26 protein-coding genes and 1 pseudogene are annotated in these 23,727 nt (G+C 64.4%); 9 read left to right on the forward strand and 18 right to left on the reverse strand.

What is annotated here, in order from left to right; all coding sequences use genetic code 11:
- Positions 1–51 precede the first annotated feature (51 nt).
- Both IVB13_RS18285 and IVB13_RS18290 read right to left on the reverse strand, forming a co-directional pair.
- Positions 52–438, reverse strand: coding sequence for a hypothetical protein (locus IVB13_RS18285; RefSeq protein WP_018459788.1), 387 nt, complete (start codon positions 436–438; stop codon positions 52–54).
- Between the two features lie 156 nt (positions 439–594).
- Complete coding sequence (locus tag IVB13_RS18290; protein ID WP_018459789.1) at positions 595–1,383, reverse strand: hypothetical protein; 789 nt, start codon at positions 1,381–1,383, stop codon at positions 595–597.
- A gap of 116 nt (positions 1,384–1,499) precedes the next feature.
- Here IVB13_RS18290 and IVB13_RS18295 point away from each other — a divergent pair, with 116 nt between their 5' ends.
- Positions 1,500–2,534: an aspartate-semialdehyde dehydrogenase gene (locus IVB13_RS18295; RefSeq protein ID WP_018459790.1), complete on the forward strand. Its 1,035-nt coding sequence runs from the start codon at positions 1,500–1,502 to the stop codon at positions 2,532–2,534.
- Between the two features lie 115 nt (positions 2,535–2,649).
- Here IVB13_RS18295 and IVB13_RS18300 read toward each other — a convergent pair whose 3' ends face one another.
- Positions 2,650–3,294 (reverse strand): carbonic anhydrase, encoded by a 645-nt coding sequence (locus IVB13_RS18300; protein ID WP_018459791.1) that lies wholly within the window; start codon positions 3,292–3,294, stop codon positions 2,650–2,652.
- Positions 3,295–3,404: 110 nt separating this feature from the next.
- Here IVB13_RS18300 and IVB13_RS18305 point away from each other — a divergent pair, with 110 nt between their 5' ends.
- Positions 3,405–4,286, forward strand: coding sequence for a CoA ester lyase (locus IVB13_RS18305; protein ID WP_018459792.1), 882 nt, complete (start codon positions 3,405–3,407; stop codon positions 4,284–4,286).
- 159 nt (positions 4,287–4,445) lie between these two features.
- Positions 4,446–6,088, forward strand: a pseudogene (locus IVB13_RS18310) (caspase family protein).
- 51 nt (positions 6,089–6,139) lie between these two features.
- On the opposite strand, the gene IVB13_RS18315 reads toward IVB13_RS18310, so the two are convergent.
- The 4 genes from IVB13_RS18315 to IVB13_RS18330 all read right to left on the reverse strand — a co-directional run bounded on the left by IVB13_RS18315 (position 6,140) and on the right by IVB13_RS18330 (position 8,820).
- Positions 6,140–6,559, reverse strand: coding sequence for a hypothetical protein (locus IVB13_RS18315; RefSeq protein WP_026233876.1), 420 nt, complete (start codon positions 6,557–6,559; stop codon positions 6,140–6,142).
- 225 nt (positions 6,560–6,784) lie between these two features.
- Complete coding sequence (locus IVB13_RS18320) at positions 6,785–7,570, reverse strand: hypothetical protein (protein WP_018459794.1); 786 nt, start codon at positions 7,568–7,570, stop codon at positions 6,785–6,787.
- 136 nt (positions 7,571–7,706) lie between these two features.
- Positions 7,707–8,312: a 3-isopropylmalate dehydratase small subunit gene (gene leuD / locus IVB13_RS18325; protein ID WP_018459795.1), complete on the reverse strand. Its 606-nt coding sequence runs from the start codon at positions 8,310–8,312 to the stop codon at positions 7,707–7,709.
- A 106-nt stretch (positions 8,313–8,418) separates the two neighbouring features.
- Entirely contained in the window at positions 8,419–8,820 is a 402-nt protein-coding gene (locus tag IVB13_RS18330) for a metallopeptidase family protein (protein ID WP_026233877.1), read from the reverse strand.
- Positions 8,821–8,974: 154 nt separating this feature from the next.
- Here IVB13_RS18330 and IVB13_RS18335 point away from each other — a divergent pair, with 154 nt between their 5' ends.
- The 3 genes from IVB13_RS18335 to IVB13_RS18345 all read left to right on the forward strand — a co-directional run bounded on the left by IVB13_RS18335 (position 8,975) and on the right by IVB13_RS18345 (position 10,294).
- Positions 8,975–9,256: a hypothetical protein gene (locus tag IVB13_RS18335; protein ID WP_018459797.1), complete on the forward strand. Its 282-nt coding sequence runs from the start codon at positions 8,975–8,977 to the stop codon at positions 9,254–9,256.
- 57 nt (positions 9,257–9,313) lie between these two features.
- Positions 9,314–9,574 carry a hypothetical protein gene (locus IVB13_RS18340; protein ID WP_026233878.1) on the forward strand — a complete coding sequence of 87 codons (261 nt, stop codon included), beginning with the start codon at positions 9,314–9,316 and terminating at the stop codon, positions 9,572–9,574.
- A gap of 159 nt (positions 9,575–9,733) precedes the next feature.
- A complete protein-coding gene (locus IVB13_RS18345) occupies positions 9,734–10,294 on the forward strand; it encodes a hypothetical protein (protein ID WP_026233879.1) in 561 nt (186 codons plus the stop codon).
- 53 nt (positions 10,295–10,347) lie between these two features.
- Here the strand turns inward: IVB13_RS18345 and IVB13_RS18350 are convergent, their stop codons facing one another.
- From IVB13_RS18350 to ffh, 7 genes are all read right to left on the reverse strand, one after another.
- The gene (locus IVB13_RS18350) at positions 10,348–10,557 is read right to left on the reverse strand and encodes a hypothetical protein (protein ID WP_018459800.1); all 210 of its coding nucleotides are present in this window, start codon (positions 10,555–10,557) and stop codon (positions 10,348–10,350) included.
- A gap of 95 nt (positions 10,558–10,652) precedes the next feature.
- Positions 10,653–12,059 (reverse strand): 3-isopropylmalate dehydratase large subunit, encoded by a 1,407-nt coding sequence (gene leuC / locus IVB13_RS18355; protein WP_026233880.1) that lies wholly within the window; start codon positions 12,057–12,059, stop codon positions 10,653–10,655.
- A 323-nt stretch (positions 12,060–12,382) separates the two neighbouring features.
- The gene (gene rplS / locus IVB13_RS18360; RefSeq protein WP_018459803.1) at positions 12,383–12,766 is read right to left on the reverse strand and encodes a 50S ribosomal protein L19; all 384 of its coding nucleotides are present in this window, start codon (positions 12,764–12,766) and stop codon (positions 12,383–12,385) included.
- Between the two features lie 110 nt (positions 12,767–12,876).
- The gene (gene trmD / locus IVB13_RS18365; protein WP_018459804.1) at positions 12,877–13,632 is read right to left on the reverse strand and encodes a tRNA (guanosine(37)-N1)-methyltransferase TrmD; all 756 of its coding nucleotides are present in this window, start codon (positions 13,630–13,632) and stop codon (positions 12,877–12,879) included.
- A gap of 118 nt (positions 13,633–13,750) precedes the next feature.
- Entirely contained in the window at positions 13,751–14,296 is a 546-nt protein-coding gene (rimM, locus tag IVB13_RS18370) for a ribosome maturation factor RimM (protein ID WP_018459805.1), read from the reverse strand.
- Between the two features lie 9 nt (positions 14,297–14,305).
- Positions 14,306–14,638, reverse strand: a complete 333-nt coding sequence (rpsP, locus tag IVB13_RS18375) for a 30S ribosomal protein S16 (protein ID WP_007598827.1) — start codon at positions 14,636–14,638, stop codon at positions 14,306–14,308.
- An 86-nt stretch (positions 14,639–14,724) separates the two neighbouring features.
- Complete coding sequence (gene ffh, locus IVB13_RS18380) at positions 14,725–16,272, reverse strand: signal recognition particle protein (RefSeq protein ID WP_018459806.1); 1,548 nt, start codon at positions 16,270–16,272, stop codon at positions 14,725–14,727.
- A 330-nt stretch (positions 16,273–16,602) separates the two neighbouring features.
- Here ffh and IVB13_RS18385 point away from each other — a divergent pair, with 330 nt between their 5' ends.
- Positions 16,603–17,667, forward strand: a complete 1,065-nt coding sequence (locus IVB13_RS18385; protein WP_018459807.1) for an MBL fold metallo-hydrolase — start codon at positions 16,603–16,605, stop codon at positions 17,665–17,667.
- Positions 17,668–17,755: 88 nt separating this feature from the next.
- Here IVB13_RS18385 and IVB13_RS18390 read toward each other — a convergent pair whose 3' ends face one another.
- Both IVB13_RS18390 and IVB13_RS18395 read right to left on the reverse strand, forming a co-directional pair.
- Positions 17,756–18,475, reverse strand: a complete 720-nt coding sequence (locus IVB13_RS18390; RefSeq protein WP_018459808.1) for an SIMPL domain-containing protein — start codon at positions 18,473–18,475, stop codon at positions 17,756–17,758.
- Positions 18,476–18,480: 5 nt separating this feature from the next.
- Positions 18,481–19,254, reverse strand: coding sequence for a GyrI-like domain-containing protein (locus tag IVB13_RS18395; protein WP_247489940.1), 774 nt, complete (start codon positions 19,252–19,254; stop codon positions 18,481–18,483).
- Between the two features lie 220 nt (positions 19,255–19,474).
- On the opposite strand from IVB13_RS18395, the gene dapF reads away from it, so the two are divergent.
- Positions 19,475–20,350, forward strand: coding sequence for a diaminopimelate epimerase (dapF, locus tag IVB13_RS18400; RefSeq protein WP_018459810.1), 876 nt, complete (start codon positions 19,475–19,477; stop codon positions 20,348–20,350).
- Complete coding sequence (gene mtaB / locus IVB13_RS18405) at positions 20,350–21,603, forward strand: tRNA (N(6)-L-threonylcarbamoyladenosine(37)-C(2))-methylthiotransferase MtaB (protein ID WP_247489942.1); 1,254 nt, start codon at positions 20,350–20,352, stop codon at positions 21,601–21,603. The genes dapF and mtaB overlap by 1 nt, the downstream gene beginning before the upstream one ends.
- Before the next feature lie 162 nt (positions 21,604–21,765).
- Here the strand turns inward: mtaB and IVB13_RS18410 are convergent, their stop codons facing one another.
- Positions 21,766–22,875, reverse strand: a complete 1,110-nt coding sequence (locus tag IVB13_RS18410; RefSeq protein WP_247295774.1) for a DUF2336 domain-containing protein — start codon at positions 22,873–22,875, stop codon at positions 21,766–21,768.
- A gap of 136 nt (positions 22,876–23,011) precedes the next feature.
- Positions 23,012–23,713 (reverse strand): RNA pseudouridine synthase, encoded by a 702-nt coding sequence (locus tag IVB13_RS18415; protein WP_026233882.1) that lies wholly within the window; start codon positions 23,711–23,713, stop codon positions 23,012–23,014.
- Positions 23,714–23,727: the final 14 nt, after the last annotated feature.

Here is a 23,727-nt window from a genome sequence, read left to right on the forward strand (position 1 = left end):
AAAAATGGCCGGGCGCGAGCCCGGCCATTTGATTCGGTCGATATGTCCGCCTCAGTACAGCGGGAAATTCTGCGGATAGCCGCCAACATCCTGCGGCGTGCTCAGCGGCTGGCGATCGATCGGGCGGTTGAGATTTTCGCGCGCGAAGGTCGGATAGCCTACCGCCGGCGGGAAGGCGTAGTCGGAGAACTTGCGGTCGCCCGGATTGACCTCGGTGCCGCCGTCGAGCCAGGAGCGCTTGCTCACATAGATGCGGGTGCGGCCCTGCTGATAGCTCGAATTGGGGCCGCTCGGGCCGTAATAGTGACGGCCGCTGTCATAGCGCTGCTTCTTGGTGTCGGCCGAGGCGGGTGTCGCGAAGGCTGAGGACATGGCAATCACGGCGCCGGCCGTAAGCCACATCGCCAGTTTGTTCGCGGCAGAGAAATTCGAGCTCATCACGTCCCCTTCAGGCGGCAAGCCGCCAATCAATTTCACGCTCATACTAACCCGGCCGGGGCGGCTGCAACTAGGTCTATTGGGTCACACCAGCGCTGAATAATCGTGCGCGCCGGCAAAAGTTGCATGGATACAGCCACTTGAGCTTGATGCCGATCAGAGCGCGCCGCGCAACTGCGCATTGGCGGCGCCGAGCAGCCAGTCCGACGCGCCCGGGGGCGCGCAGGGGCGGCGCTTCAGCTCCGCATGGGCGAACAATTCGGCCAGCTTCGGCTCGTTGCCCGAGGTCAGCAGCGTTAGCCGGTTCAGCGTGCAGGCGATCGCGGCGCGCCGCGCAGGCAGGCTGTCGCCCTGGCAGGAGAATCCGGAGATCTGGAGCGCCGGCTCCTCGCTGCGCTTGAGGTAGCCGAGGCAGGCCCGCGCGCCCTCCGCCGGACCGGTCGGCTGGAATAGGGCGACGGGGCCGAATTTCGTGTCGATCAGGCCGGCTTGCTCCAGCGGGGTCGCGGTGCCCAGTCCCATCCGGACGGCCAGATCCATTGTTGCTGGACGCGTCACGTCGAATTCGCCGCCTTCCCGGTAAATCTCGAGCTCGGCCACGGTCCTGTCTGCCTCGCTGGCCCAGCGCATCACGTCCCTGCGGCCGCCTTCGGGATGCCTGAAGATCGCGTAAGAAGCTGTTTTTTCTGACGAATCGAGCCGGCTAAGGGCGAAGGCCGGAGGCGACCGGTCGGCCACGCTCCAATCGGGCTTCAGCGCCGGATCATCGTCGCGCAAGTTGGGCAGCTGGCCGAGTGCGGCAAGGCCGAGGATGGCAAACAGTACCAAAATCCCCACATAGGCGAACAGGCGCGCCAGCGTGCCGACGACCTCGTCGGCGAAGGCTGCAAGCGCCAGATGGATCTGGGTGGGGTTTGCGGCCGTGCTGGCCTCGGGCGAGTGCATCCACGTCCCTAAGGCATGGTCCAACGTTGTCTTGAGGCCGGTTCTCGCATAGAAGCGCTGCTCTTCCTGTTTAAGCCTCAGCTTCAGGAAAGAGCTTTTTCGTCGGAGAGTGAACGATGGGTTACAAAGTCGCAGTCGTCGGCGCGACCGGCAATGTCGGACGGGAAATGCTCAACATCCTCGACGAGCGCAAATTCCCTGCGGACGAGGTGGTGGCCCTGGCGTCACGCCGCAGCATGGGCGTCGAGGTCTCCTACGGCGACCGCACGCTGAAGGTCAAAGCGCTGGAGCATTACGACTTCTCCGACGTCGACATCTGCCTGATGTCGGCCGGCGGAGAGGTGTCGAAGGAATGGTCGCCGAAGATCGGCGCCGCCGGCACGGTCGTGATCGACAATTCCTCGGCCTGGCGCATGGACCCGGACGTGCCGTTGATCGTGCCGGAAGTGAATGCGGACGCGACTGCGGGCTTCAAGAAGAAGAACATCATCGCCAACCCGAACTGCTCGACCGCGCAGCTCGTGGTCGCGCTCAAGCCCCTGCACGACAAGGCGACGATCAAGCGCGTCGTGGTCTCGACCTATCAATCGGTGTCGGGCGCCGGCAAGGACGCGATGGACGAACTGTTCTCGCAGACCAAGGCCGTCTACACCAACCAGGAGCTGATCAATAACAAGTTTCCGGCGCGCATCGCCTTCAACGTCATCCCCCAGATCGACGTCTTCATGGAGGACGGCTACACCAAGGAAGAGTGGAAGATGATGGCGGAGACCAAGAAGATTCTTGATCCCAAGATCAAGCTCTCCGCGACCTGCGTGCGCGTGCCAGTTTTCGTCGGCCATTCCGAGGCCGTCAACATCGAGTTCGAGAACCCGATCAGCGCGGACGAAGCACGCGACATCCTGCGCAAGGCGCCGGGTTGTCTCGTCATCGACAAGCATGAGCCCGGCGGCTACGCCACGCCGTATGAAGCCGCCGGCGAGGACGCCACCTATATCAGCCGTATCCGCGAGGACGCGACGGTGGAGAACGGTCTCGTGCTGTGGTGCGTCTCGGATAATCTACGCAAGGGCGCCGCGCTCAACGCGATCCAGATCGCGGAAGTCCTGATCAACCGCAAGCTGATCAGCGCGAAGAAGAAGGCGGCGTAAGCCGTGCTGCCGTAGGGTGGGCAAAGACGCGAAGCGCCGTGCCCACCATCTTTCCACAATTGCTAGAAAAGTGGTGAGCACGCTTCGCTTTGCCCACCCCACAAGAGCTGCGGACCTACGCCATCTCGCGCGCGTTCCTGAATTCCTTCGCCGCCTTGTCCAGCACGAACAGTGATCCCTCCGCGACGCCGAAATAGGCGCCGTGGGTCTGCATCTGGCCGCTCTCGACCGCCTTCTGCACGAACGGGAAGGTCATCAGGTTTTCCAGGCTGCGGAACACCGCGGCCTTCTCGATGCGCTCGACGAATTGCGCCATGGTCTCGTGGTCGCGCTGCTCCACCACTTCGCCCGGCTTGATGAACATCTGCATCCATTTGCCGATGAAGTCGCCCGGCGTGAGCGGCTCGATCTTGTCGACGAAGGCGCGGATGCCGCCGCACTGGGCGTGCCCGAGCACCACGATGTGCTTCACCTTCAGCACCGTCACGGCATATTCCAGCGCCGCCGAGACGCCATGCGCGTTGCCGTCGGGCTGATACACCGGCACCAGATTGGCGATGTTGCGGACGACGAAGAGTTCGCCCGGCCCGACGTCGAAGATCACTTCGGGCGAGACGCGGCTGTCGCAGCAGCCGATCACCATCACTTCAGGGAACTGCCCCTTCACCGACAGCTCGCGGTAGCGGGTCTGCTCGGTCGGCAGCCGCTGGGTGGCGAAGGCCTTGTAGCCTTCCAGCAAATGCTCTGGGAATGTGGTCATGGCCTATGCCTAATCATATACCGCTGGGACGAACAAGCCTTTCGAATAGGCAGGCCAGATGCTATCGGCTTCGGTCGGAATGAGATGAGGAAACCGGAAGGAACGCTTGCATGACCCGCCCGCGCCGCAGCCATCTGTTCATGCCCGGCTCCAACCCCCGCGCGCTGGAAAAGGCGCGCAATCTCGCCGCCGACGGCCTGATCCTCGACCTGGAAGACTCCGTCGCGCCCGATGCCAAGGCAGTGGCACGCGATGGCATCGCGGCCGCGATCGCGGCCAAAGGGTTCGGCAAGCGCGAGATCCTGATCCGGACCAACGGCCTCGACACGCCCTGGTGGGCCGACGATGTCGCGATGGCGGCGAATGCCTCGCCCGACGGCATCCTGGTTCCAAAGGTTTCACGCGTGGAGGAGCTCGACACGATCGGCCGCCGTCTCGCCGAACTCGGCGCGGCGCCGACCGTAAAGGTCTGGGCCATGATCGAGACCGCGCGCGCGGTACTGCATGCCGAAGAACTCGCTGCCGCCGGGCGCGATCCAGCGCGGCGCCTGTCAGGCTTCGTGTTCGGGCCCAACGACATCTCGCGCGAGACGCGCATCAAGATGCTGCCGGGCCGCGCGGCGATGATCCCGATGATCTCCCATTGCATCCTGGCGACGCGCGCCCATGGCCTCGAAATCCTCGACGGCCCCTATAGCGACATCGCCAACTCCGATGGTTTCGCCACCGAATGCGCGCAAGGCCGCGATCTCGGTTTCGACGGCAAGACGCTGATTCACCCCTCGCAGATCGAAGCCTGCAACGCGATCTTCACCCCGCCGGAGGAGGAAGTCGCGCGCGCGCGAAAGATCATCGCCGCGTTCGAGCTGCCGGAGAACGTCTCGCGCGGCGCGATCCGTCTCGACGGCGCCATGGTGGAGCGGCTGCACGCCGACATGGCGCGGCGCACGATCGAGATCGCGGACGCGATTGCGGCGATGGGGAAGGGCTGAGGGCAGGCGGTTGCGCTCAAGCCGAACGAACATTGACGCGGTTACCGGTATGCTCGGGGAGCCGCGGTTCTCTGAACGACCACGATCCCGGCTTTTCCCGTTGCGGTGGTGAAAGACAATGCTACCCTCACGCTCGATATTGATCCGGGCAAGCATTTGATGCGCATTTTTTTCCTAGCAGTCCTTCTCGTTACGTCATTTCCATTCGCCACGCCGGCGCTTGCGCAGCAGGTTCGGGTTGCGCTCGTCATCGGTAACGGCGCCTATGAGAAGGTAGCCGAGTTGCCGAACCCGACGCGCGATGCGGCCGACATCGGCCGCGCGCTGGAGCGGCTCGACTTCAAAGTCACCAGGTCAAGAACGCGACTGCGCAAGAGATGAGGAAGTCTGTCGTCGAGTTCGGCCGCTCTGCGGAGGGAGCAGACCTTGCGGTCGTTTTCTATGCCGGACACGGCATGGAGGTCAGCGGCGAGAACTGGCTGATTCCGGTCGGCGCAGAGCTGCGCAGCGATACCGACATCGAAAGCGAGGGCATCAGCCTGCGCTCGGTGAGCCTTCAGGTTTCGAAGGCACGAAAGTTGGGCCTTGTGATACTGGACGCATGCCGCAACAATCCTTTTGCCGCAAAGATGAGACGCTCGCTGAGCACCCGGGCCGTGGCTCGCGGACTCGCTCCGACGGAGCCATCCGATAACGTTCTGATTGCGTACGCCGCCCGGGACGGTACTACGGCAAGCGACGGGGATGGCCGGAACAGCCCATTCACGGCATCGCTCCTTCGCCACATTGAAACGCCGGGGCTGGAGATATCGTTTCTGTTTCGTTGTGTTCGTGACGACGTGATGGCGGCCACCAGACGCGAGCAGCAGCCTTTCGTATACGGCTCTTTGTCGAAGGAAGAGATTTACCTGAGAGCTCCGGTGGCGAGCGCTCAAGCGCCAGTCGCGTCGGCTCCCGCGCCTGCAGATGCCGCGGAGGACGAGAAGTTTTGGCTGGCTATCCAGACGTCCACGGTGGCAGGCCTCTACGAGGAGTTTCTGACCAGGTACCCCCGCAGCAGCCACGCCGCAGAAGCGCGCCAGCGGGTGAAGAATTTCAAGGCCAACGAAGTTGCGGTGCTCTCATCCCCAGCTGCCCCTCCGAAACCGGACGCAAAAACCGTCGTCCGAAATCTATTTGCGCCCGAAGATAACCAGAAAGTTGCAGCCATCGCGGCAGCTCAGCAACTCAAACTGCCAAGCTACGCTATATCGCCTGATCAGAATGATCCGCTCAATGCTAACTCCAGATTTGTCGGCGTGTGGTCCAACAAACGTGGATGGACGAATGGCAAAGGACGGTATGCCATGCTGATCGTTACGGAAGTCTCTGCCACCGGGTTAGCCAAGGGACACTACCTCTGGGGACCGCCGACAAAGGCATCGTGGGTGAAGGATGAGGCGGGGTACCGGTCGTTTGCCGAATACATTGTGAACGACAAATTTTCCATCAGCGGAACACCCGTCACCGTCAGGATGGACAAGAACGTCCTTACGCTGTCGTCCGTCAACAAGGAAAATCCAACTGAGAAGGCGAACATAGAGCTCCGCCCTGTCTGGAAGCTCGTGCCAGCGCCGGAGGATGCTTCAAGCAAGCGCGAGAAAACCTCGCAGCCTCGTGCCGCCAAAAAGGAAAGCGCGGCCGAACCGAGCCCGTCAGGCAATGTCAGTGGGACGAGCATGGAAGAGCGCTATCGTGCTTGCAGAAAACTCGTCAAAGGATTTGCCCGGCGCGAGGCTTGTGCCCGTACGGGCGTGATCTAGCACCGGCGGGACATCCTGCCGCTAAACTAATCCTTTGATAAGGGCAACGCCTTAGCGATGCGCGTGATCCGCACGGTCGAGCGACTCCAGTGTCGAGGCATTGGCGCAGAAGCCGTGATAGTTCTCCGCGGCGGTGCCGTCGGCCAGCTCGCGATCGCACTGGCCCTTGTGGCTGCAAAGCGCGCACACCCGCTCCATGTCGCGCAGCAGCAGCGGATGCGCGCGGCCGAGCCCTTCGGCACTGATGCCGAGCTGCTCCAGCATCTTCGGCAGCTCGTCGGCGGCGTGCTTGCCGTGACGGACCAGATCTTCCAGATCGTCAGGCGCGATCCGCAGGTCTTGCGCGATCCGGTCGAAATCGGCGCGGTCGAGCTGCCGGATCTCGTTCAGCTCGCGGCGATGCTTCAGCCAGCTTGCAAAGGACTCGATGAGGTCCTGGACAATGGGATAAGGCCTGGTTGCGGTGCTCATGCGAAGCTCCATTCGAACGACGGAATTGGAGCGAGATTAGGCACAATGGTGCAGGTGCGCGTTGCGCTGGATCAAATACAGCTCTCGTGTCCCGGACGCGCTGCAGCGTGAAGCGCTGCTCGCAGAGCCGGAGCCATCTCGCCGCATCGCTGGGCCCCGGCTCAGCAAAGCACCGCTTCGCGCTGCGCTGCGTCCGGGCGCGAGAGCGCCGCACAGCGGAGAAAATTATGCGAACCGCTCCGCCGCCCACGCATACAGGCTGCCCGGGATCGGCTTCTCACCGCCGCGGCCCTTGGGCGAGATATGCAGGCCGATGATGTCGCGGTCGGTGACGAGGCCGAGATAGCTCGAGGGATCGAAGAACAGTTTTGGCTCGGCATGCACGGCGTAGAACGATTGCTTCGGCAAGGCGCAGTGCAGCTCGCCGGTGCGGCGCGCGAGCGCGGTGAGTGCCGCCGGCCCGAAGATCGCGACGCGGATGTCGGAGAGGCGGTTCGAGCCGCCGCGCAGGCGGCGCATCGCAAACGTGACGCGATGGCGCAGCGACAGCCAGTTCGGCGTCAGCTCCTCCTGCTCCATCAGCTCTTCGAAAGCGGCAACGATGCCGTGTTCAGGTGGAAGGTAAATCACGGAGTTGCCGAGCTGGCGCGGCCGCTCCCACGCGAAATAGGGCTTTGCCGGATCGATCTCGACGGGCCTGAGCAGCAGCACGTCGGCGTCGAGCCAGAGGCCGAGGTCCTTCGCCATCAGCTTCATGCGGAAGAAGTCGCTGAACTGAAGCGTGGTCCAGTCGCGCCAGCTGCCGTCCGGCTGCGGCGGTCGCAATCGTTCGGAGAACGCATGTGGCAGGATAGCTTCGGCATCGGCATTCTCGACGCCTGCGGGCAGGCCGGGAATGGTGTCAAAACTGTAGACCGTGACCTTGTGGCCGGCAGCCAGCTGCGAGCGCAGACAGGTCTGGCGCAAGGCGTCCATCGGGCCGTGCCAGAAGGTGACGATGTCGGGCAGCATGCGCGGAGCTTAGAGCATGATCCGGAAAAGTGTGCAGCGGTTTTCCGACAAGATCATGCTCGAAAGATACGGGATAATCAGAACAAAGAAAAAGCCCCGGCGCTTGTAGCACCGGGGCTTGAACAAAAACTTGAGATCAGGCCCAGGCGCGTTCGCGCTTTAGCTTGTCCTCATAGGTGTCGATCGAGGCCTTCTTCTCCATCGTCAGGCCGATGTCGTCGAGGCCGTTGATCAGGCAGTGCTTGCGGAACGGGTCGATCTCGAACTTGACCTTGCCGCCGTCGGGACCGCGGATCTCCTGGTTCGGCAGGTCGATCGTCAGCGTCGCGTTGGCGCCGCGCTCGGCGTCGTCGAACAGCTTGTCGAGGTCTTCCTGGGCCACGCGGATCGGCAGAATGCCGTTCTTGAAGCAGTTGTTGTAGAAGATGTCGCCGAACGAGGTCGAGATCACGCAGCGGATGCCGAAGTCGAGCAGCGCCCAGGGCGCGTGCTCGCGGCTCGAGCCGCAGCCGAAATTGTCGCCGGCGACCAGCACCTTCGCGTTGCGATAGGCGGGCTGGTTGAGGACGAAATCGGGGTTCTCGCTGCCGTCGTCCTTGTAGCGCTGCTCGGAGAAGAGCCCCTTGCCAAGGCCGGTGCGCTTGATGGTCTTGAGGTACTGCTTCGGAATGATCATGTCGGTGTCGACATTGATGATCTTCAGCGGCGCCGCGACGCCTTCCAGCGTGGTGAACTTGTCCATGGTTGCGCTTTCCCGGGATGGTCTAGGGAACCGGTATTTATCGCGATCGGGGCGGAAATCCTAGGCCGAATTCGGCAGATCTCGTCTGCCTAACCGGGCTCTCTGCTCAACCCGGCTCTTGAGCCTCGATCGCGGACATATCGTCGTCCGACAGGCCGAAATGATGGCCAATCTCGTGGATCAGGACGTGGCGAACGATATGGCCGAGGCTTTCGTCGTGCTCGGCCCAGTAATCCAGGATCGGCCGGCGGTAGAGCCAGACCATGTTGGGCAGCCGCGCCACGTCGGCAAAACTCTGCTGCGGCAGGCCGACGCCCTGGAACAGGCCGAGCAGGTCGAACTCGCTCTCGCATGCCATCTCGTCCAGGACTTCCTCGGTGGGGAAGTCGTCGACGCGGATGATCACGCCCTCGCACAGCCTACGAAACTCCGCCGGCAGGCGTTCGAACACTTCATGCGCCATCGCTTCCATCTCGGCCAGCGAGGGCGCTTTCAATTCCGTCCACATGGGCTTCTCATAGCGTGGGTTTCGCGGCGATGCATCCGGCTTTATAAGCGCGGCGAGGTTGACGAGCGCCGTCAAAACGGGGAGCGTAGGCCTCGAAGTGGACGTTCAGGTGGGCAGAAAAATGCGAGCGAAAACAGCGCTGACGCTACTGTGCATGGGGTTGTTTTCGCAGTTTTGCGTTGGCGCGGAGGCCCAGACCGCGGCTCCCGGGATCAGGCTGGCCCAAGCGGCCTCGCGAGACGATCTGCCGCCGCCGCGCAAGCGGACCCCGGCGCGCCTGCGCGTCACGCCCTATTACAGTCCGGATGGCGTCTATCCCCGCTACAATCCCGGTCCCGATGCGGTCCGCGAGTGCAACGCCACCTATGTGCAGGAATATCGCCCGAGCGGCACGGTGATCGTGCCGCATATGAGCTGCTACTGGCGCCGGGGCTGATACGAGCGCGATGCCGTCGCGCGCCGATGAAGCGCCATGTTGCAGGCAGAGGCCGTCATGATGAGATGGATCGCGTTGGCCGTCGCTGCCGGACTTGCCGCAGGCCTGCCTCACGCTTTTGCAGCGCATAGGGTGACGAAGCTGCCGGATGCCTCGGCAGGGCGCGCGGCGTTCGACGGAGGGCGACATGTGCGGCCCGACATCATGCATTACGCTCCGCGTCCTGATCCGCATTATTACGCGCGGCCGGTCTTCTACCGCCCCTATCCCTATGCCGTGCCGGCGCCATTCGTGTTCGGCTATGGACCGTGGCGGTGATGCACTAGCCTGCAGGCGCTTCCGCGGAATGCCGTTCATTCATGATGGGTTCACGTCGCTGTCCGTAATTTAATCTCGGGAGCGACCGCCAATGAACACGGATGACGCGAGCCGGGAGCGAGCGTCGCAACTCCGCTGTCCAGATTCAGGGAGAAGTCGATGCTGAGGATATTGGGTCTCAAGGCAAGCCGGATGCGCTTGCTCGGAATTGCGGCCGCCGCGACGCTGATGTTGTCGGCCGGCACGACGCGCCGCGCTGAAGCGATGACACCAGTCAATCCGACCGCGTTGCCTGCGGCGAAGGCCGCAAGTGACGACATGATCCAGGTTCGCCACGGCGGCGGCGGTGGTGGTGGACATGGCGGCGGCTTTCATGGCGGCGGCGGTTTCCACGGTGGAGGCGGCTTCCACGGTGGCGGAGGACATATCGGTGGCTTCCGCGGCGGTGGTTTCCACGCTGGTGGCTTCCGGGCCGCACCCGCCTTTCATGGCGGCGGCTATCGTTACGGCGGAGTTCGCCACTATGGCGGAGGCGGATTCCATCGCTACGGCATCTATCGTCCCGCCTATTACGGCCATCGCCATTTCCACCGGCGCTACTATGGCGGCTACTATCCCTATTACAGCCATCCGCGCCGCTGCCGGGTCATCTGGACCTATTACGGCCCGCGCCGCGTCTGCCGCTGGCATCGCTGGCACCATCCGTATCGCTATTGGTAAGCACGACCGAAATGAAAAGGGCGCCTCGACGGCGCCCTTGTTCATCCGGTGGCCTAAAGCCAATCCTTCAGTTTCCACGTCGCCGACGTCCAGCGCGTGAGGTTCTCCAGCTTCCATTGCTTGAACATCGCCGGCGGCCAGCGGCTGAGCTTCGAGGCCTCCTCGACCTCGGGCTTGGCGACCATGCGCAGCGGTGCCGCGCGCCGCCGGTGCTGGGGCGTCGCCGCGCTGATCAGATCGACATATTCAGGCTTGCTGGCCATGAGCTGGTGTCCTCGCGAAACGCTCGCGAGGACACAGTGTCGGCGCTGCCGATTAACGGCGGTTTGCCGCAATCACTCAAATTGCAGGGAGCAGCTTACCGCCACTCCCTGATGTCGACGAAGTGACCCGCGATCGCAGCGGCTGCGGCCATCGCCGGCGACACCAGATGGGTGCGGCCCTTGAAGCCCTGGCGGCCCTCGAAGTTGCGGTTCGAGGTCGAGGCGCAGCGCTCTTCCGGAGCCAGCTTGTCGGGGTTCATCGCGAGGCACATCGAGCAACCGGGCTCGCGCCATTCGAAGCCGGCCTTGATGAAGATCTTGTCCAGACCTTCAGCCTCGGCCTGCTCCTTCACGAGGCCGGAGCCCGGCACGACCATGGCGTTGACGCCGCCTGCGACCTGCTTGCCTTCCGCGATCTTGGCGGCGGCGCGCAGATCCTCGATCCGGCCGTTGGTGCAGGAGCCGATGAAGATGCGGTCGAGCTTGATGTCGGTGATCTTCGTCCCCGCGGTCAGGCCCATGTATTTCAGCGCGCGGTGCTTCGACAGGCGCTTGGCCTCGTCCGCGATCTTGTCGGGATCGGGCACGCTGCCGGTGACCGAGATCACGTCTTCAGGGCTCGTGCCCCAGGTCACGATCGGCGGCAGCTTCGCGGCATCGAGCCGCAGCTCGTGGTCGAAATGCGCGCCCTCGTCCGAGCGCAGCTTCTCCCAGTAACGCATCGCCGCGTCCCAGTCGGCGCCCTTCGGTGCCTTCGGGCGGCCGCGCAGGAAGTCGAACGCCTTCTGGTCCGGCGCGACCAGTCCGGCGCGTGCACCGCCTTCGATCGACATGTTGCAGACCGTCATGCGGCCTTCCATGCTGAGCGCACGGATCGCGTCGCCGGCGTATTCGAGCACGTAGCCGGTACCGCCCGCGGTGCCGATCTCGCCGATGATGGCGAGGATGATGTCCTTGCCCGTCACGCCATCCGGCAATTTGCCGTCGACAGTGACGCGCATGTTCTTCGCCTTCTTCTGGATCAGCGTCTGCGTCGCCAGCACATGTTCGACTTCCGACGTGCCGATGCCGTGCGCGAGCGCGCCGAACGCACCATGCGTCGAGGTGTGGCTGTCACCGCAGACGATGGTGGTGCCGGGCAGCGTAAAGCCCTGCTCGGGGCCGATGACATGGACGACGCCCTGACGCTTGTCGAACTCGTCGTAATATTCGATGCCGAATTCCCGGGCGTTGTCGGCCAGTGCCTTGATCTGCTCGATGCTTTCAGGGTCGGGGTTCGGCTTGGTGCGGTCGGTGGTCGGCACGTTGTGGTCGACGACGGCCAGCGTCTTCTCCGGCGCGCGCACCTTGCGTCCGGTGGCGCGCAAGCCTTCGAACGCCTGCGGTGAAGTGACCTCGTGCACCAGATGGCGATCGATATAGAGCAGGCAGGTGCCGTCCTCGGCTTCGTGCACCAGATGGTCGTTCCAGATCTTGTCGTACAATGTGGTCGGCTTGGACATGAGCGTCAGCTCCAGGAATGTTGTGTAGAGCGGGTTGCGCGGATAGCGCGCGGGCAACAAAATCGTCAGCGCAGCTTTTAGGCTGCGCGCGTAAGCTCTGACGTTGCCGAGGTCGCGAAGCGTCCGAAGAACCGGCCAGGCAGCCGCGAGCGATCGTCGATGACGACGCGCTTGACGGGCGAGAGGCTGGTCAAATCTGGAAACATTCCAAGAATATATAGCAGGCCGAACCGGAATCGCGAGGGCTTTGACGCGCACGGCTGACGCAACAAAAAAGCGCGGGGTTGGCCCCGCGCTTTTGGAAACTCGCCTGTAAGCGGAGCTTACTCGTTGACGGCAGCCGGACGGTCCTGCTTCTTCTCGACGATGCGGGCCGACTTGCCGCGAAGGTTGCGGAGATAATAGAGCTTGGCGCGACGCACCTTGCCGCGGCGCACCACCTTGATCGAGTCGATCATCGGCGACATCACCGGGAACACGCGCTCCACGCCTTCGCCGTACGAAATCTTGCGCACCGTGAAGCTCTCGTTGAGACCGCCGCCGGAACGGCCGATGCAAACGCCTTCATAGGCCTGCACGCGGGTGCGGTCGCCTTCGACGACCTTCACGTTGACGATCACGGTATCGCCGGGGCCGAATTCCGGAATCTCCTTGTTGGCGGAGAGCTTGTCGAATTGCTCTTTTTCGAGCTGTTGGATCAGGTTCATGGGTAAATCTCCATCGGCGCGCCCAGCCTTGGAAAACGGGGGCTGCGCGAAATTCGTTTATCCAGCCATTGCGGATGTGGCCGCTGCTATAAGGCAAGCCGGAGCGTTTGTCACCCGTCTGTCTTGTTTTTTGGCGTTTTTTGGCGTCCGCCCCGATTCGGGACTTTGCTCGGGATCCGGGCCCACAAATCCGGTCGCCGGGCCGCGGTCAGGGCCTCGGATTCCTCCCGCCGCCAGCTGGCGACCTTGGCATGGTCACCGGAGGTCAGGATCTCCGGAATCGGGGTTCCCTCGAACCGCTGCGGCCGGGTGTATTGGGGGTATTCGAGCAGGCCGTCCGAGAAGCTTTCCTCGGTTCCCGAGGCCTCCTTGCCCATCACGCCCGGAAGCAGCCGAACACAGGCGTCGATCAGGGCCAAGGCCGCGATTTCGCCGCCGGAGAGGACGTAATCCCCAATCGAGACCTCCTCCAGGCCCCGCCCGTCGATCACGCGCTGGTCCACCCCCTCGAACCGCCCGCAGACGATCAGAGGACCCGGGCCCTTGGCGAGTTCGAGAACCCGGGCCTGGGTCAATGGCCGACCCCTCGGGCTCATCAGCAGTTTCGGCCGGTCCGGCCCGATCCCGGCGGCATCGATCGCGGCCGCCAGAACATCGGCCCGAAGCACCATGCCCGGTCCGCCGCCGGCCGGGGTGTCATCGACACTGCGGTGGCGGTCGGTGGCCGAGGCCCGGATGTCCCGCGCCTCCAGCTCCCAGAGCCCGCCAGCCAGCGCCCGGCCGGCCAGGCTCACGCCCAGCGGCCCCGGAAACATCTCCGGAAACAGCGTCAGCACCGTCGCGCGCCAGGGTGAGGGGTTGGTCATCGGATCTCAGTTATTGTCGTCCCGGACAAGCGGAGCGCAGATCCGGGACCCAGAACCACCGCACTTCGTTTGGCGACGGCTGGCGCGATCAGCTTAGCTAAAAATTCTGGCACTGTGGTTATGGGTCTCGGCCTTCGCCGGGACGACCCGGGGAGGGATCCTCGCCCGCGATCTCCTGCGGCAGCGCGATCACGACGCGGCCGCCGGCGATGTCGACCTCCGGCACCACCGCATCGGTGAACGGCAGCAGCATCGTGGTGCCTGTGGGCGGCGCAATCTCGATGATGTCACCGGCGCCGAAATTGTGGATCGCGAGCACGCGGCCGAGCGCATCGCCGGCCATGGTGACGGCGGCGAGCCCGATCAGATCGGTGTGGTAATATTCGCCCTCGTCCGTCGCGGGCAGCTTTTCGCGCGCGACGTAGAGCTCGATGCCGTTGAGGCGCTCGGCCTCATCGCGAGTCGTGACGCCCTTGAACGTTGCAACCAGATGATCCTTGGCCGCGCGCGCCGTTGCGACCTCGAACTGGCGCTTGCCGTCCTTGGACGAAAGCAGACCGTAGCTCCGCACGGCAAACGGATCTTCCGTGAAGGTCCACAGTTTGACCGCGCCGCGCACACCATGCGCGGCGCCGATCCGCGCGACGCAGACCAGCGCCGGCATGATCTGGCCTTAACCCTTCGCGGCGGCTTCGGCCTGCGCCTTGCGCTCCTTGCGCGGCACGGCCTTCTCGGGGTTGTTGCGCACTTCGCGCTTCTTGACGCCGGCGGCGTCGAGGAAGCGCGATACACGGTCCGACGGCTGCGCGCCCTTGGCGAGCCAGGCCTTCACCTTGTCCATGTCGAGCTTCAGCCGGGTCTCGTTGTCCTTCGGCAGCAGCGGGTTGAAATAGCCGAGACGCTCGATGAAGCGGCCATCGCGCGGAAAGCGCGAATCGGCGACGACGACGTGATAGACGGGACGCTTCTTGGTGCCAGCGCGGGCGAGACGGATAACGACGGACATCTAAGTTCTCCTTCAAAGTACGTTTTGTTCGGTTGATTGGTATTCCGCGTTGCGCGAGACCGCTGCGATCTCCCGCGACGAATTCCTCATTTCTTCTTGCCAGGGAAACCGCCGAGACCCGGCAGCATCGGCTTGCCGCTCAGCCCGGTCAGGCCCGGAACGTTCGGCAGACCCTGGCGCAGCCCGGCAGGTAGATCCTTCGGCAGGCTGGGCAGACCCTGTCCGCCGCCACCCTGCATCTTCTCCTGCAGCGCCTTCATCTCTTCCGGCGAAGGCGGCTTCATGCCGCCGCCAAAGCCCATCGCCTGCGCTATGCCCGCGAGCGGACCGCGCTTGCCGGAGCCCATGGCCTTCATCATATCGGCCATGTTCCGGTGCATCTTGAGCAGCTTGTTGACCTGCTCGACGCTCTGGCCGGAACCTGCGGCGATGCGCTTCTTGCGGCTGGCCTTGAGCAAATCGGGATGACGGCGCTCGTCGCGCGTCATCGAATCAATCACCGCGACCTGGCGCTTCAAAATCTTGTCGTCGATGCCGGCGGCCGCGATCTGGTTCTTCATCTTGGCGATGCCGGGCATCATGCCCATCAGGCCGCTGATGCCGCCCATATTGGCCATCTGCAACAGCTGCTCGCGCATGTCGTTGAGGTCGAACTGACCCTTGCGCATGCGCTCGGCGGTGCGCGCGGCCTTTTCGGCATCGATGTTGGCGGCAGCGCGTTCGACCAGCGAGACCACGTCGCCCATGCCGAGGATGCGGCCGGCGATACGATCAGGATGGAAATCCTCCAGCGCATCGGTCTTTTCGCCGGTGCCGAGCAGCTTGATCGGCTTGCCGGTGACCGCGCGCATCGACAGCGCGGCGCCGCCGCGGCCGTCGCCGTCCACGCGCGTCAGCACGATACCGGTGAGGCCGACGCGCTCGTCGAAGGCGCGAGCGAGATTGACGGCGTCCTGGCCGGTGAGGCTGTCCGCCACCAGCAGCACTTCATGCGGATTGGCGGCGGCTTTGATCGCTGCCGCTTCCGCCATCATCTCTTCGTCGAGCGTGGTACGGCCGGCAGTGTCGAGCAGCACGACGTCGTAGCCGCCGAGCTTGCCGGCCTCGAGCGCGCGCTTCGCGATCTGCGCCGGCTGCTGGCCGGCGACGATCGGCAGCGTCGGAATGTCGAGATCGCGGCCCAGGACGGCCAGCTGCTCCATCGCCGCGGGACGGTAGATGTCGAGCGACGCCATCAGCACCTTGCGCTTGTCGCGCTGGACCATGCGACGGGCGAGCTTTGCGGTGGTGGTGGTCTTGCCGGAGCCTTGCAGACCGACCATCATGATCGGCACCGGCGGCACGGAATTGATGTCGATGGTCTGGCTTTCGGCGCCGAGCGTGTTGATCAGCTCGTCATGGACGATCTTGACCACCATCTGGCCTGGCGTCACCGACTTGACGACGGTGGCGCCGATCGCCTGCTCGCGGACCCGCTCGGTGAAGCTGCGCACCACCTCTAACGCGACGTCGGCTTCCAGCAGTGCGCGGCGCACTTCGCGCATCGCGGCGTCGACGTCCTTTTCGGTCAGCGCACCGCGCCCCGTCAGACGATCGAGAATGCCGCCAAGCCGTTCCGACAGATTGTCGAACAATGCCGTTGTCCTTTTTTCACCTCTCCCCGCAAGCGCGGGGCGAGGGAGCAGAAATCCAAACACCTTCACGCCCGAGGGCGCATCGCGCTGTCGGGCGTTGGCCTCTGGCCTCTGGGACCAGTCGGCGGGTCGAAAAGAAAGCCTTTCCGAGAAGTGCCGGGGTTAAACGCCGCTGACGCCCGAAAGTCAAGGAAAGTTAGGGTGGCCGGGGCTGCTTTGGAAGGCAAAGCCTTGAAAAGATGAACTTTCCGGCGGCGGGTTCCTTTTCCGCAGACCCCGCCCATATAGCGGTGATGTCCTCCCCCTCCGACCATCTTTGAAGCCAGTTCCGTGCCGATCACCCGCCGCCGCCTTTTCGGACTGCTCGCCGGTGCCGGCGCATTGGTCGGCGTGCCCTCCCTTTGGATGTCCCGCATGAAAACCTATGACGGCCCGGTCTCCGACCATTTCGACGGCCTGAACTTCTTCGATCCGGACGGCGTGCCGCCGAAATCGCTTCGTGAGGTCCTGCGCTGGCAATTCGGCGGCAAGCGGCAGCGCGCGACTTGGCCGGATTGGGCGCCGAGCCCCCATGCCGACGCCCCGCCCGACCGCGTCCACGGCGACAAGGTGCGGCTCTCTTTCGTCGGCCACGCCAGCTGGCTGATCCAGACCGGCGGCCTCAATATTCTCGTCGATCCCGTCTGGTCGACGCGGGTCTCGCCCGTCAGCTTCGCCGGGCCGAAACGGCACAACGATCCCGGCATTGCGTTCGACAAGCTGCCGAAGATCGATGTCGTGCTGGTCTCGCACGGCCATTACGATCATCTCGACATGGCGACGCTGTCGCGGCTCGCCAAGAATTTTGCGCCGCGTGTGGTGACCCCGCTCGGCAATGACGTCACGATGCGCAGCACCGATGCGACGATCAAGGTGGAAGCGTTCGACTGGCATGATCGCGTCGAGCTCGGCGGCGGTATCGCCGTGACCCTGGTGCCGACCCGGCACTGGTCGGCGCGCGGCATGTTCGATCGCAACAAGGCGCTGTGGGCGAGTTTCGTGCTGGAGACGCCTGCGGGGAAAATCTACGTCGTCTGCGATTCCGGCTACGGCGATGGCGGGCATTTCCGCCGCGTCGCCGAGAGGCACGGGCCGCTCCGCCTGGCGATCCTCCCGATCGGCGCCTATGAGCCGCGCTGGTTCATGCACGACCAGCACATGAACCCGGAAGACGCGGTGAAGGCGCTCGCGGATTGCGGCGCGCAAGCCGCACTCGGGCATCACCACGGCACGTTTCAGCTGACCGATGAAGCAATCGATGCGCCGGCGAAAGCGCTGGTCGAGGCGCTCGATGCCGCGAAGGTTCCGCAGGAAAGATTTGTGGCGATGAAGCCGGGGCAGGTGGTGGAGATCTAGCTTCGCCGTCGCTTCGAACCCGCTGTCGTCCCGGCCTAGTGCGCAATTGCGGCCGGGACGACAATGGAGTCTGTAGCGGCAGCTGCCCCTACTGCTCTTTCGCCTTGATCGCCCAGCTCACATTCACCGTCACCGCTAGCGTTTCCTCGCCCGGCGCGACCGCGGCCTGCGGTACGGCCATGGGAGCTGCGGCCATGCGTCCCTTGAACAGCGGCATCGGGGCGCCGCCTTCGGAGACGCTGAGCGGTGCACCCAGCGTGACGCCGGTCGCCTTGGCGTAGATCTCCGCTTTGCGGCGGGCGTCTGCGACAGCTTTCTCGCGGGCATCGTCGAGCAGTTTCGAGGCCTGCGTAACCTCGAAGGAGATGTTGCCGATATCATTGGCGCCGGCGCCGACCAGCGTGTCGATGATGGCGGCGACCTTGGTCACGTCGCGGATCTTCACGGTGACGCGGTTTGAGGCGCGGAAGCCGACCACGGGCGAGGCGCCGGTGGATTTGTTCTGGCCGTATTGCGGCTGCAGCGACAGCCGCGAGGTCTGGTAGTCCTTCTCGTCAATGCCTGCGCCCTTCAGCGCCAGCAGCACCTTGCCCATCGCGGCGTTGTTGGCGTCGGAGGCTTCCTTCGCAGACTTGGCGTCGTTGGCGACGCCGGCGTCGATCTGCGCCAGATCAGGCGCGGCGGAGATCGTGGCTTCGCCGCTCACCGAAATCGCGGACGGAAAATCGTCGGCGAGCGCAGGCGTTGCCAGCATCGTGGCGGCAAAGGACGCAACAAGGGAGGTCAAAAGGATGGCAGGCTTTTTCATCGGTTTCACTTCAGCGGCACGAAAACATTGATCACGAGCTTGTCCTCCGCCGTCTTCAGGGGATCGGTGAGGTATTCCTCGATGAAGGTGTCCTTGGCTTCCAGCTTCTTGTCGTCGAGATGATTGGTGATCGCCTCATAGGTGTTGTCCATGTTGTCGTAGGAGCCGCGATGAACGAATTTCAGCGCCTTGCCCTCCGGCGATTTGCCGACGCTCATGTCCTTGGGCAGGTTCTTCGGGTCCTGCTCGACCGGGATCTCGGCTAGGAAGGTGAAGCCGGTGTCGTCGGTCGAGGTGTAGACGATCATCGAATTGCCGGCGTGCTTGATGCCCTGCTTGTCCAGCAGCGTGTTCAGCGCCTTGAAGGCGTCAATCAGCGTGTCGAAGGCCGAGTCCCAATTGGCAGTGCCCTTGACCATCAAAACCTTCTTGGACTCGAGCGTGGTCTCCTGGCCGAAAGGATCGGCCGTCTGCACGGGAGCCGGCGTCGCGGCGGCAGCCGGGGGCGGAGTGGCCGGGCTGGGTGACGCACTGGCGGCTGGCGAGGGCGAGGTTGCAGGGGACGTTGCAGGGCTTGGCGTGGCGCTGGCCGCCGGCGAGGGCGTGGCGACGCGGGCAGCGCTCGCGGCCGGGGCGGGCGAAGCCGACGGGGCCGGCGAGGGGCTCGCTGATGCGGCCGGTGCCGGGCTCGGCGTTTGGGCCAGCGTGGCGGACAGACTAAACGACAAGGCCGCTGCCGGGATCAGCGCGGCCAAAACGAGACGACGAAACCTGAACATTTTTATTCTCCCCAATAGCTTATCCGCCAAGGCCTTACGTCCCCGAAGCCTTAGCCCGGCCGCATGTCCCGGATCGCGCGAATTGCGCCGTTCTAACACGCGAGCGCCGAATTCGTCCCATGACAGATGCGTCATGGCAGCGTCCTGGCTCTTGTCGGCAAATCACTGGCCAAGAGGGCCAAGGATCGCCATATAAGGCAGGCGAAATTCGGGAATTTTCATGAGCGCGCTGGCCAACCACGCATTTGCCAAGATGAACGGCATCGGCAACGAGATCGTCGTTGTCGACATGCGCGATTCCACCTCAAAGGTCACCCCGGACGATGCCCGCGCGGTGGCATCGCCGCGAGGCGGCGTGCCCTACGACCAACTCATGGTGCTGCAGAAGCCGCGCTTCGACGGCACCGAAGCGTTCATCAGCATCTACAACAGAGACGGCTCCGAGGCCGGCGCCTGCGGCAACGGCATGCGCTGCGTCGTGCGGCGCATCTTCGAAAAGACCGGCCAGAGCACGGCAACGTTCGAGACGGCCGCGGGCCTGCTCAATGCCTGGCAGGGTCCGGCGCCGGATCTTTATACGGTGGACATGGGCGCGCCGAAGTTCGGCTGGCAGGACATTCCGCTCGACCAGGAATTTCGTGACACCCGCTACATCGAATTGCAGATCGGCCCGATCGACAATCCGATCCTGCATTCGCCCTCGGTGGTCAGCATGGGCAATCCGCATGCGATCTTCTGGGTCGATGACGTCAACGCCTACGACCTCGAGCGTTTCGGTCCGCTGCTGGAGAACCATCCGATCTTCCCGGAGCGCGCCAACATCACGCTAGCCCATATCGTCGATCCCCAGCACATCACGATCCGCACCTGGGAGCGCGGCGCCGGCCTGACCAGGGCCTGCGGCTCGGCCGCATGTGCCACGGCGGTCGCGGCGGCGCGGCTGAAGCGCGCCGAGCGCAATGTCGAGATCACGCTGCCCGGCGGCAAGCTCGGGATCGAATGGCGCGAGCGCGACGATCACGTGCTGATGACGGGCACGGCGACCTTCGAATATGAAGGCCGTTTCGATCCGGCGCTGTTCGCGCCGGTCGGGTGATGAGCGTCGACATCGTCACCTTCGGATGCCGCCTCAATGCTTTCGAGGCCGAGGTGATCCGCCGCGAGGCCGAGGGCGCGGGCCTTTCAGATGCCATCGTCATCAACAGCTGCGCCGTCACCAACGAAGCGGTGGCGCAGGCGAGGCAGTCGATCCGCAAATTGAAGCGCGAGCGGCCGGGAGCGCGCATCGTCGTCACCGGTTGCGCGGCGCAGACGCAAAGCGGCATGTTCGCCGAGATGGCCGAGGTCGATCGCGTCGTCGGCAATGACGACAAGATGCGGTCGTCTGCGTGGCGCGAGGCGCGTACGGCGTTCGATCTCGGTACGAGCGAAAAAATCGCCGTCAGCGACATCATGGCGGTGAAGGAGATGGCGCCGCATCTCATCGACGGCTTTGCGAGCGGGCTGCCCCGCGTGTTCGTGCAGGTGCAGAACGGCTGCGACCATCGCTGCACCTTTTGCATCATTCCGTTCGGGCGCGGCAATTCGCGCTCGGTGCCGATGGGCGCCGTGGTCGATCAGGTCCGGGCATTGGCCGAGCGCGGCCATGCCGAGATCGTGCTGACGGGCGTCGACCTCACCAGCTACGGCACTGACCTGCCGGGCACGCTCAAGCTCGGCATGCTGACGAAGCAGATTTTGCGGCATGTGCCGGAGCTGAGGCGCCTGCGCATCTCCTCTATCGATTCGATCGAGGCGGACAGCGATCTGTTGGATGCAATTGCTGAGGATTCGCGGCTGATGCCGCATCTGCACCTGTCGCTGCAGTCCGGCGACGACATGATCTTGAAGCGCATGAAGCGGCGGCATACGCGCGGCGACGCCATCGCGTTCTGCGACCAGGTCCGCCGGCTGCGCCCGGATATCGCGCTGGGGGCCGACATCATCGCGGGCTTTCCGACCGAGACCGAGGAGATGTTCTCGCGCTCGCTCGATCTGGTCGAGCAATGCGGCCTGACGTTCCTCCACGTCTTCCCCTATTCGCCGCGTCCCGGCACGCCGGCCGCGCGGATGCCACAGGTGGCGGGCGGTGCAATCAAGGAGCGTGCGAAGCGGCTGCGCTCGGCCGGTGAGACCGCGCTCCTGCAGCGGCTGCAAGCCGAGATAGGCGCCACGCGTGAGGTGCTGATCGAGAGCGACGGTCAGGGACGGACGGAGCATTATCTGCCGGTGGCGATTGCGGGCGAGCGTGTGGGGAGTGTGGTGTCGCTGCGGATTGCCGGTCGCGATGGCGCGCGGCTGACGGTGTGATGCTTCCTTCCCTTCTCCCCTTGTGGGAGAAGGTGGCGCGAAGCGCCGGATGAGGGGTTGCTTCCGCGTACTCAACTCAATGTGGACTCGCGGAGAGAGACCCCTCACCCGTCTCGCCGCTGCGCGGCGAGCCACCCTCTCCCACAAGGGGAGAGGGAAAAACTACAACGCCCGCACCTGCCAGAAGCGCAGCGTCCGCCGCGCATTCTCCGGGGTCATGCGCGCGTAATGGCTTTGAGCCCTTGCGATATCGGCCGGCTTCATCGCGCCGCTCGCAAAGCGGCTTTCGAGCACGGCGGCGGTGGTTTCCCAGCTGAGCTGCGCTGCCTTGCACGGCACCAGCAGGCCGTCCTCGCGCAGGCTTTGCATCAGCGGGCGGATGACTTCGACAGTCGATCCCGACAATGCCGCCAATGCGGCCACCGCTTCTTCATAACGGCGCTGTGTTGCGAAGCCGAGCAGCGTCGCTTCGCTGAGCTGGCCGGTCGCCCTGAGACCTGCGACGGCGCGCTTGGCGCCTTCGAAATCGCGGACACCCGACATCTCGCGCTCGACACCGACGGTGACTGCGGCGATCGCGCTCTGGATCTCCTCGAACAGATGCGGCGGCGCGCGCGACAACAGGCGGGTCCGCACGGCCTCGCTCGCCGAGCGCAGCAATTGACGGCGCAGGTCTGACGGCAAATCGACGCGGACGCCGACGCTGACAGCGAGCTCGGGATCGGCCTCCGCCTGTCCGACGATGACGGCAAATCCGCTTCCGGAGACGCGCGCGCCGGGATTGGCGGCGAGCCGCCGGCTGACGCTGGGATAACGTCGCGCCAGCAATGCATCGGTGACGATCTCCTTCAGCCACCAGCGTCCGGCGACCGCGAGCAGATGCGGCTCGCCCTTGGATGATGCGATCTGCACCAGCGCGCCGTCGTCGAGGCGCGCGGATTCCTGCAGCACGGGACCAGCGATGCGGATTTCGTCATTGTTGGCGAGGCGGCGAATGACCGATGGCGGCGCCTGCGCGATCGGCGCGAGCTGCGCGCTGATCTCGGCGAGCGCTACGCGCGCGCCCATGTCGGCGATGGCGCGGAGCTCGATGGTGCCGATCAGGCGATCGAGCACGTCGTCAAACAGTGCGATCTGCTCGTCGTCGAAACTGCCGGCGGAGGACAGGAACAGGTCGGTGACGCGGCGGGCTGTTGCCAGGCCCTTTTCCGCCGAGCCAGTCCGAAGCGCGGACTCGACCTCGTCGATGATCGATAACTCGGCCGTGGACATGACGCGCAGCTCGTCCTGAGCAGATTGACGGAAGCTTGTTCTAAGCAACCGCTATCATTAGAGACGAGCACTGAACGTTTCGTAAACTATAGGGGGCGCTGCGCGGCCTCCTCACCATGAGGGGCGAGCAGTCGGGCTACTCCCCGTTCCACCCGCAGGCGCGGAGCCGCTCGTGCATGTGGGGCGGGGCAGGCGCCACCACGCGGACCGGCTCCTTGTTGCGGGAGATCGGTACCACGATCTCGCGGGAATGCAGGTGCAGCTTCGGCTCGCCGAAGCGCGGGCCGTTGCCGTAAATGTTGTCGCCGAAGATCGGCCAGCCGGTCGCCGACGAATGCACCCGCAATTGATGGGTCCGCCCGGTCACCGGTTCCATGGCGAGCCAGGTCAGGCCATCGCCCCGGCCCATCACCTTCCAGTTGGTGATGGCCTTCTGGCCCTCGGGATCGGGCTTCTGCCACCAGCCTCGCTCGGCGTTCAGCCGTCCGAGCGGCATGTCGATGGTGCCTTCGTCCTCGGTGGGGCCGCTCTCGACGATGGTCCAGTAGGTCTTGCCGATCTTGCCATGCTTGAACAGCAGGCCGAGCGACGCCGTCGCCTTGCGATGGCGGCCGAGCACGAGGCAACCCGAGGTGTCCTTGTCCAGCCGGTGGGCCAGCACCGGCGGCCGCGGCAGGCCGAAACGAAGCGCCTCGAAGGAGGTTTCCAGATTGGCACCGCCCTTGGGTCCGCGATGCACCGGCAGGCCGGCCGGCTTGTCGATGACCAGCATCAATCCGTCGCGATGGAGCACGCGCGCCAGGATTTCGTCGGCCGTCAATTCGGGAACATCGAGCAATTGCAGGACTTTCG

Origin of the sequence: Bradyrhizobium sp. 17, from assembly GCF_023073515.1 — a bacterium.
GTDB classification, from domain to species: domain Bacteria; phylum Pseudomonadota; class Alphaproteobacteria; order Rhizobiales; family Xanthobacteraceae; genus Bradyrhizobium; species Bradyrhizobium canariense_D.

What these genes read in the sequence shown, in the direction of transcription:
- IVB13_RS18285 (WP_018459788.1), bottom strand. Translation starts at nt 438, where the DNA reads ATGAGCTCGAATTTCTCTGCCGCGAACAAACTGGCGATGTGGCTTACG.
- IVB13_RS18290 (WP_018459789.1), bottom strand. Translation starts at nt 1,383, where the DNA reads ATGCACTCGCCCGAGGCCAGCACGGCCGCAAACCCCACCCAGATCCAT.
- IVB13_RS18295 (WP_018459790.1), top strand. Translation starts at nt 1,500, where the DNA reads ATGGGTTACAAAGTCGCAGTCGTCGGCGCGACCGGCAATGTCGGACGG.
- IVB13_RS18300 (WP_018459791.1), bottom strand. Translation starts at nt 3,294, where the DNA reads ATGACCACATTCCCAGAGCATTTGCTGGAAGGCTACAAGGCCTTCGCC.
- IVB13_RS18305 (WP_018459792.1), top strand. Translation starts at nt 3,405, where the DNA reads ATGACCCGCCCGCGCCGCAGCCATCTGTTCATGCCCGGCTCCAACCCC.
- IVB13_RS18315 (WP_026233876.1), bottom strand. Translation starts at nt 6,559, where the DNA reads ATGAGCACCGCAACCAGGCCTTATCCCATTGTCCAGGACCTCATCGAG.
- IVB13_RS18320 (WP_018459794.1), bottom strand. Translation starts at nt 7,570, where the DNA reads ATGCTGCCCGACATCGTCACCTTCTGGCACGGCCCGATGGACGCCTTG.
- leuD (WP_018459795.1), bottom strand. Translation starts at nt 8,312, where the DNA reads ATGGACAAGTTCACCACGCTGGAAGGCGTCGCGGCGCCGCTGAAGATC.
- IVB13_RS18330 (WP_026233877.1), bottom strand. Translation starts at nt 8,820, where the DNA reads ATGTGGACGGAATTGAAAGCGCCCTCGCTGGCCGAGATGGAAGCGATG.
- IVB13_RS18335 (WP_018459797.1), top strand. Translation starts at nt 8,975, where the DNA reads ATGGGGTTGTTTTCGCAGTTTTGCGTTGGCGCGGAGGCCCAGACCGCG.
- IVB13_RS18340 (WP_026233878.1), top strand. Translation starts at nt 9,314, where the DNA reads ATGATGAGATGGATCGCGTTGGCCGTCGCTGCCGGACTTGCCGCAGGC.
- IVB13_RS18345 (WP_026233879.1), top strand. Translation starts at nt 9,734, where the DNA reads ATGCTGAGGATATTGGGTCTCAAGGCAAGCCGGATGCGCTTGCTCGGA.
- IVB13_RS18350 (WP_018459800.1), bottom strand. Translation starts at nt 10,557, where the DNA reads ATGGCCAGCAAGCCTGAATATGTCGATCTGATCAGCGCGGCGACGCCC.
- leuC (WP_026233880.1), bottom strand. Translation starts at nt 12,059, where the DNA reads ATGTCCAAGCCGACCACATTGTACGACAAGATCTGGAACGACCATCTG.
- rplS (WP_018459803.1), bottom strand. Translation starts at nt 12,766, where the DNA reads ATGAACCTGATCCAACAGCTCGAAAAAGAGCAATTCGACAAGCTCTCC.
- trmD (WP_018459804.1), bottom strand. Translation starts at nt 13,632, where the DNA reads ATGACCAACCCCTCACCCTGGCGCGCGACGGTGCTGACGCTGTTTCCG.
- rimM (WP_018459805.1), bottom strand. Translation starts at nt 14,296, where the DNA reads ATGCCGGCGCTGGTCTGCGTCGCGCGGATCGGCGCCGCGCATGGTGTG.
- rpsP (WP_007598827.1), bottom strand. Translation starts at nt 14,638, where the DNA reads ATGTCCGTCGTTATCCGTCTCGCCCGCGCTGGCACCAAGAAGCGTCCC.
- IVB13_RS18390 (WP_018459808.1), bottom strand. Translation starts at nt 18,475, where the DNA reads ATGAAAAAGCCTGCCATCCTTTTGACCTCCCTTGTTGCGTCCTTTGCC.
- IVB13_RS18395 (WP_247489940.1), bottom strand. Translation starts at nt 19,254, where the DNA reads ATGTTCAGGTTTCGTCGTCTCGTTTTGGCCGCGCTGATCCCGGCAGCG.
- dapF (WP_018459810.1), top strand. Translation starts at nt 19,475, where the DNA reads ATGAGCGCGCTGGCCAACCACGCATTTGCCAAGATGAACGGCATCGGC.
- mtaB (WP_247489942.1), top strand. Translation starts at nt 20,350, where the DNA reads ATGAGCGTCGACATCGTCACCTTCGGATGCCGCCTCAATGCTTTCGAG.
- IVB13_RS18410 (WP_247295774.1), bottom strand. Translation starts at nt 22,875, where the DNA reads ATGTCCACGGCCGAGTTATCGATCATCGACGAGGTCGAGTCCGCGCTT.